The organism is Paenibacillus sp. MDMC362, assembly GCF_003269305.1.
Taxonomy (GTDB): Bacteria; Bacillota; Bacilli; order Paenibacillales; family Paenibacillaceae; genus Paenibacillus_AQ.
This window is the reverse complement of sequence record NZ_QLYT01000050.1, coordinates 102,141-109,406: the sequence shown is the minus strand read 5'-3', so window position 1 is coordinate 109,406 and position 7,266 is coordinate 102,141. Positions and strand designations below refer to the sequence as shown.

The 7,266-nt window shown below is 49.1% G+C and carries 3 protein-coding genes; all 3 read right to left on the bottom strand.

Annotated features, from left to right (window positions below; genetic code table 11):
- Positions 1 to 3,890: isopeptide-forming domain-containing fimbrial protein (locus DP091_RS23670; RefSeq protein ID WP_146747017.1), on the bottom strand; the 3,890-nt coding region annotated here is incomplete at its 3' end.
- A 1,058-nt stretch (positions 3,891 to 4,948) separates the two neighbouring features.
- Positions 4,949 to 5,953 (bottom strand): 4-hydroxythreonine-4-phosphate dehydrogenase PdxA, encoded by a 1,005-nt coding sequence (gene pdxA / locus DP091_RS23660; RefSeq protein ID WP_113060551.1) that lies wholly within the window; start codon positions 5,951 to 5,953, stop codon positions 4,949 to 4,951.
- Positions 5,950 to 7,251 (bottom strand): four-carbon acid sugar kinase family protein, encoded by a 1,302-nt coding sequence (locus DP091_RS23655; protein ID WP_113060550.1) that lies wholly within the window; start codon positions 7,249 to 7,251, stop codon positions 5,950 to 5,952. The genes pdxA and DP091_RS23655 overlap by 4 nt, the downstream gene beginning before the upstream one ends.
- Positions 7,252 to 7,266: the final 15 nt, after the last annotated feature.

Genomic DNA, 7,266 nt, shown 5'->3' with positions numbered 1-7,266 from the left:
GCAAAGACTTTGCCGTTCGCGAAATGACCCGCATCGCCATCCTGATCATCGGTGACTTGCACGTCGTCGACCTTCAGTGTACCCGCTACGTATTCCAGACCCGCTGGAATCACGTCCGAGATGGTCAAGTTGGTTACGAGACTATCTTCGATCGTGTTGTGCGTTTGAATCGTGTATTGCAGCGTGTCTCCGACTTCCGGATGTGCGGCGTCGGTATTGCCGGTAGCTTTTTCAAACAGCTCCGCTGTTTTCGTGGACTCCAGCGAAGTTTCACGCGGATAAACCTCAACCATTTGCTCCGGCGTGCTCGGTGTGGTGACATTGTCGCCATCTACCTCAGCCACATTGCGGATGTCATTGCCGGCTTGCCCTGGCCGCACTTTGACCTGGAACGTCACCTTGTGCCACCCGGTACCGGTCACATCTCCGAACTGACCGAAGATTTTACCGTTAACGAAATGGCCCTTATCGCCATCCTGGTCATCGGTGACTTGCACGTCGTTGACCTTCAGTGTACCTGCTACGTATTCCAGACCCGCCGGAATCACGTCCGAGATGGTCAAGTTAGTTACCAGACTGTCGGAAGCGGTGTTGCGGGTTTGAATTGTGTAGAGCAGCGTGTCCCCGACTTCCGGATGCGCTGCGTCGGTGTTCCCGGTAGCTTTTTCAAACAGTTCAGCTGTTTTATTAGCTTCTAATTTTGGTTCTCTGTACTCTACAGATTTTGTTACTTCATTGGACGGGGTTGTTTTGTCTTCATTTGTGAGTAGGTTTTTATACCCCACATTCGCTTTATTTGAGACGGAGTCGCCCGCACGGTCGGATAATGCTTTGACTTTGAATTGAACCGTTATGCCGTTAGGTAAGTCATTCGTGTTCGGCACATCCCCGAGCCGGATGATCACCTTGCTGCCGTCAAAATGGCCTGCATCTTGGTCAACTGCATCGGTCAAATCACCAGCATTAGGTCCGCTCACGATTTTCATCGATCCCGGAAGGTATTCCGTGCCCGCAGGAATTGCATCCTCGAATACCGTATTGGCGGCAACGTCTCCACCTGCGTTCTTGATGTGGACTTCGTAAGTAATTTCATCCCCGACAAAGGCTTGTCCTGCAGGGGAAACGGACTTTTCGGCTACGACGCACGGCTCGGTTCCAAGGAAAACATCATCAATGAAGTTACCACCGGTGATATTTCCGTTAGCAGACGCTATGGCTTCGAATCCAAATCGTGTTACCGTCTGACCAGCCGGAACGGTATAAGTTCCAGAATAATATTTCCATGCGTCTTTATCGGTTGACATTGTACGAACAGTCGGAAGATCTCCCGGAGCCGTATTGCCTGAACCAATATTTACAGCCATGGTGTCTACGCCGAATCTACCTTTATGAGCTAGGCGCCAATAAATGGTTTGTCCAGGAGTAGTCTCAACATCCTGATATAACGTTGCATTCTCAAAACTATTAATTTCTGCAAACTGCTCACCATGGATTACCTCATGTTTGTTTCCAGCAGGAGTTCCAGGCTCCTCCATTAAGCTCTTAACAAAAATGTCATATCGTCCTGTTGAGTCGGTTGTATGCCATCCCGGCACGTTCTCATCCTGTGGGAATGTATACCCTGGACCTGTAGGGGTCTTCGGATCACCAGGCGTATATGCAGGTTCCTCGAAACTGCCGTTAATTAATGCAACGGGTCTAGTGCAGGCATTAACAACTTCTCTTTCGATAATTTGACTCGTCGTCTCATTCGACTCGGTCGTTTCATCCTTATCTATGAGTAAATTCTTGTAATCAACAGTCGCTTTATTGGTGACCGTCTGGCCAACATGGCTGGATAATGCTTTGACTTTGAATTGAACCGTGATGCCGTCAGGCAAGTCATTGGTATTCCGTAAATCCCCGAGCCTAATGATCACCTTGCTGCCGTCAAAGTGCCCTGCATCTGTATCATCTGCATCGGTTAGATCAACGGCATTGGTCCCGCTCACCATTTTCATGGAGCCTGGAACATACTCCGTGCCCGCTGGAATGGCATCTTCGAATACCGTATTGGCGGCAACGTCTCCACCTGCGTTTTTGATGTTGACTTCGTAAGTAAGCTCATCCCCGACAAATGCCTCTCCAGCAGGGGAAACTGATTTGTCTGCCGTTACGCAAGCTTCAGTACCTAGGAAAACATCGTCCAATAAATTCCCCCAGCGTTGGTCTCCACCAGCTGCATCGATAGAGTTAAAAGCAAATCTTGTTGTTGTTTGGCCTGCTGGTACTGTATAGGAGCCGGAATAATATTTCCACTCCGTATTTCCGGTACTGATTTGCTGGATTACTGGTAGCTGATCTATTGGAACATTTGTTGAACCTATTTGTACAGCCATTGTATCTACACCGAGCCCACCCCTATGAGCTACTCGCCAATAAATCGTTTGGCCCGGCGTCGTTTCAACATCTTGATATAACGCCGATACTTGCTCTGCATTTAACTCTGCGTATTGATTCCCATGAGGTGGGTTAATCTGCATGCCTGCATAAATATACTCATTTTTCATAATTTGAATAAATTTATCAGAGGCCGTTGTTTTCCAACCTGGAACTTCATGCTCCTGAAAATACTGCCATGCATGTTCAGATCCTGGAGAACCAGTATCCCCTGGCATTCTTGCAGGAGGTTCTTCAAAACTTCCATTAATCAAGGCCACTGGTTCTCCACACGCATTAGGCGGTTGCGGAGTCGTTGGAGGAACCGAATCCGATACTTCAACGTTAATCGTAGCTTCGGCAGTGGCGCATTTACCGTCATTGGCGATGACGGTGAAGCTATCGGTACCGATAAAGTCTTGTGCTGGCGTATACGTCCAAGTTCCGTCCGTATTAACCGTCACAGTTCCGTTCTGAGGATCCGTTGCGCCTTTGGCGTACGTCAATGGATCTCCATCCGGGTCCGTGCCGATTACTTGTCCCGAGACCGGCGTATTTACCGCGGTGATTTTTGAATCACCTGGCACAACGGGTGCCTCGTTCACTTTGTAAGTATTATTCGGATTGAGAGTATCAATCGGTGCGTATGCATTCACAAAATACCAGCTGTGGATATCATGCGTCTCGTAATTCGGAGATCCTGTTGATCCCGTAAAACCGGCATGAATCGATTGGCCGCCAAATATCGAACTAAGATCAATGCCATTGACATCTAAAACCTTGCTGGCATTAACCCGATCCGGCGAAGTGCCCAGATATACCTGAACATTCTGAGCTGAACTATTGTAATCGATCCACGTATAGTACTGGGTTCCGTTAGATAATGCATAGTTGGTGTTATTCACCGAATTATATTGGTTCAGATCGGTATACCAGCCTGCTTGATTCACTACGTCTCCATTTACCGCAAGTCCAACGTAGTTTGCAGAAGGATCCTTATAAACATCGTTTTTAAACGTGTCATATTTAACGGCAAAACTCGGACTAATGCCGTAATATCCCAAGCCGCCACCGTTCGTATCCTGACTGGTTGTGCCAGTCTGGAGCGTAAAGGTCAATCCGTCGCTTGCGCCTTGAGCGCTCGGGTTACTCATTTTAAAAGAAAAGGCCGTGCTGAATGAATAATTGTCTCTAGGACACAGCGCAGTATTGTTAAATACGGCTCCGCTTTGTAATGTAGTCGGCGGTGTCAATCGAATAAAATTCTGTCCCTGGGGCACTTGGGCCGATCCATTCTTAGTAAACGATTGAGTGAAAGTATCTTGAGAGAATTCATCAAATTTAAAATTCAGCCAGTTATCCGCAGCCGCCTCAGCCTGTTGAGGGTACAAAGGCAGAAGCTGACCGAACAAAATGATGAAAACAGCCGCCAAATACTTTACACGCCGACTGAATATCGGTTTTCTTTTCATTGTTTCCTCCCTATCTTCAATGGGAAGGCTTTGGAGCCATTCCGATGCTGTCAAATGAATTCATCCGTCGATTAAACCATACATACACTTTCATTTCACGAACCGTGAAAGCTGCTGCATTATGGCGGGTGCGCGGTCAAAGGCACAGTAGTGCTGGTTGCAAGTTAAGAGAAAGACAACTAGCTTCTCGCCTTCATGTTTATACCAAAAATCGCGCACATTCGACGTTTCCACCCCATTCCCTACACAACTAACCTTTTTCAAAAATCCTGCATGATCTCTTTAAGAATCACTTCGCTTGTGTATGTAACGAGGTCTCCTTTTAGCATCATTATGTAACGCGTTAACTGCCATGAAATCAAAACATCAGCCGATGTCCTCGATTCGTTTCAAGCCGTTAGTTGTACAAGGATGATCACCCCTCTCCCTCTGACAGTTAAGCTTGCGAGTTACCATGAAAGGTAAGCCCTTCTGTTGAAACGCTATTCCAAAAAAAGACTTGCCCGCGGTAACCGACTAAGAAAGATATATGGTGTGGGAATACGACATCCTTCTACATATGTCCTTCCCATGCGAAAAAAACAGCCATATTATACCAGTATTGCCCTACGTGCGACCTATCATTTGATTTTGATAATACTAGTTCTCTAAGGTTCTATTTATAAAAAGCATTACTAAAGATACATGTTGAGCTAAACGGACTAAAGGACCATGCATAGCTCAATGAGTCTCAGGCACGATGCTTATTTTGTTGTACAAAAAAGGCCGCGTTTTCTTCGCGGCAGCCTGCTATTTTATTCCCAAACATCACCAAAACATCCTTTCCCTTTATGCTGTTGATCGAGTTTTTCACGTTAGCGAAAAATCATACGGAAACATCTCGGATGAAGTCAAAGGGACGAGTTCGAGCGAATCCCGTTACATCGAAGAAACCTTAGGAACAATAAAAAAGATGACCCCATAGGTGGAGTCATCTTTTTGTTATGACAGCTGATCCAGCAGAATCTTCTGCAGTCACTTCCATTAAAGAATTAGTAGCGGCCGCTATGCCCCGCCAATTACGCTTTAGGCGCCAGCTCCGCAGCCTGACGGATGGCTTCCATCAAGCTTTTCTCATCGGCGATGCCCTGGCCGGCAATGTCGAACGCCGTGCCGTGATCGACACTGGTGCGGATAATCGGAAGGCCAACGGTAATGTTAACGCCTGCGTCCAAGCCGAGCACTTTGACGGGACCATGTCCCTGATCGTGATACATGGCCACTACAATGTCAAAGTCACCGCGTACCGTCCGGAAGAACAGCGTATCGGCCGGCAGCGGGCCTACGACCTCGATTCCTTCCGCCTGCGCCTTTTCGACGCCCGGTATGACTTTCTCTTCCTCTTCGCCATATCCGAACAGTCCGTTCTCGCCCGCATGAGGATTAATTCCGCAAACGGCAATCCGCGGAGCGGCGATGCCGGACTTCTGCAGCGTCTCATGAGCAAGCTTAATGACATGGTATACGCGCTCAGGATTAATCGACCGGACGGCATCGAGGATGCCGACATGGGTCGTCACGTGAATAACCTTCAGATTTGGCGCCGACAGCATCATGGAGTAGTCCGTGGTTCCGGTCAAATCCGCCAGAATCTCCGTATGGCCCGGATATTTGTGACCCCCTTTATGCAGGGCTTCCTTATTCAGCGGAGCGGTGCATATGGCCTGGATTTTATGGTCCTTCGCCAATTCGATGGCTGTCTCCAAAAATTTGAACGCGGCGTGGCCGGCTTCCGGGGCAACTCGTCCAATCGGCAAGTCCGCTGGCAGCAGATCCAGATCAAGCACATGAACCGTGCCAAAACGGTAGTCAACCTGCTCGAGCTCATCGGCAGTAATCGCTTCGATGGTCAAGTCACTGCCCACGAAGGACCTTGCCCGCTCCAGTATCTTCACGTCCCCGATCACAACCGGGTGACTGATATGATACATCTCCTCGTTCATGAGGCTTTTGAGTATAATTTCAGGACCTACGCCTGCGGCGTCTCCCATGGTAATCCCGATAACCGGTTTATGCTGGCTCATGTTCTCACCTTTTTCTTATTTGTTATATAGTGCAAGGAATCTACCAGGGATTCATCATTTCCGAAGCCCCCGGCTTTGGTGACGGTCCAGTACCCTTTTCCCATGCCCTGAAGCCTTCCGAACGGCAGGCCGGGCTCTACTTCCGAATACAGCTGCATTTCTCCCATGCCAAGTTCCATACAGATAGCCTTAGCCGTATCCCCGCCGGTTAATACCAACCCTTGGATCTCAGCGTATGCCTGTAAAATGGCTTGTGTCATTCTTCCGAGTCCCAGCGAGATCGCTTCGCTTACCTCGGTTGAAGATAATCCCCGCTCATCCCCTGCTTCTTTTGCCAGTCTGCGGTTATCTTCCGAAGCGTCGACGTACAGGACCAAATACCGCTTGTCCATATCCTGAGCGATTTGCTGCAGGATATCTTCTGTGTCGTAAGTTTCACGAATCAACGCGGCCGGATCGATCTCCAGCATCAACGAGCCGGGCATGTCCTTGACGGCACGAAGCTGCCGTCGGGTCGTTTGGGACAAGCTCCCTGATACGATCAGCGCTTTATCCGCCCCAGCCCAGTCTTGGCTCCCCTCCTCCACGGAAATCAGGGACAGCGCTTCCGGCAAGTATTCGATTAATCCGGCAGAACCGGCCCAGAGAATCTTCTTGTCAAGCTGTGAAAATAATGCCGATATCGCCTGTAAATCCGCTTCCGTCTCACTATCGCATACAAACCAGGTTTGACCTTCGGCCAGCTTGGATTGGAGCCATGGCAGAAATTGCGCGGCGGGCTGCTTCACTTGACTTGATGAAACCAGCACCGTCTCAGGCTCACCATCCCTATGCAGCAGCTTCGGAATATAACTTTCCATAACGGGCGTTTTGGGATCCTTGGCAAACTCCGTCTCCGTGATCAGTACACCTTGAACATAGTGATGTCCCTGTACCGTTGTGCGGTTCATTTTGGGAAAAGCCGGTGCGATCAGCACCAAGTCCGGCCGGAATACCTTCTGCACCGCCCGCAATTCCTCTGCAACATTCCCGCGCAAGGTCGAATCCAGCTTCTTGTAGATGTGGCGGCAGCCCTGCTCTTCAAGGAATTGAGCGGCTTCGTACGCCGCCTCATAGGCGTCCACGCTGCGTTTCGCCCTGCTATCCGTATCCACGATCAACACTTCGGCACGTGTGTCCTGACGGTAATGGCGATGATCGAAGACGACGGTGGAAACCAGCCCCTTCTTCGCCAATTGTACGCCCGAGTCATTCGCACCGGTCAGATCATCCGCGATGATTCCAATTTGTTTTATCACATTTCATCACACCTT

What these genes read in the sequence shown, in the direction of transcription:
- pdxA (WP_113060551.1), bottom strand. Translation starts at nt 5,953, where the DNA reads ATGAGCCAGCATAAACCGGTTATCGGGATTACCATGGGAGACGCCGCA.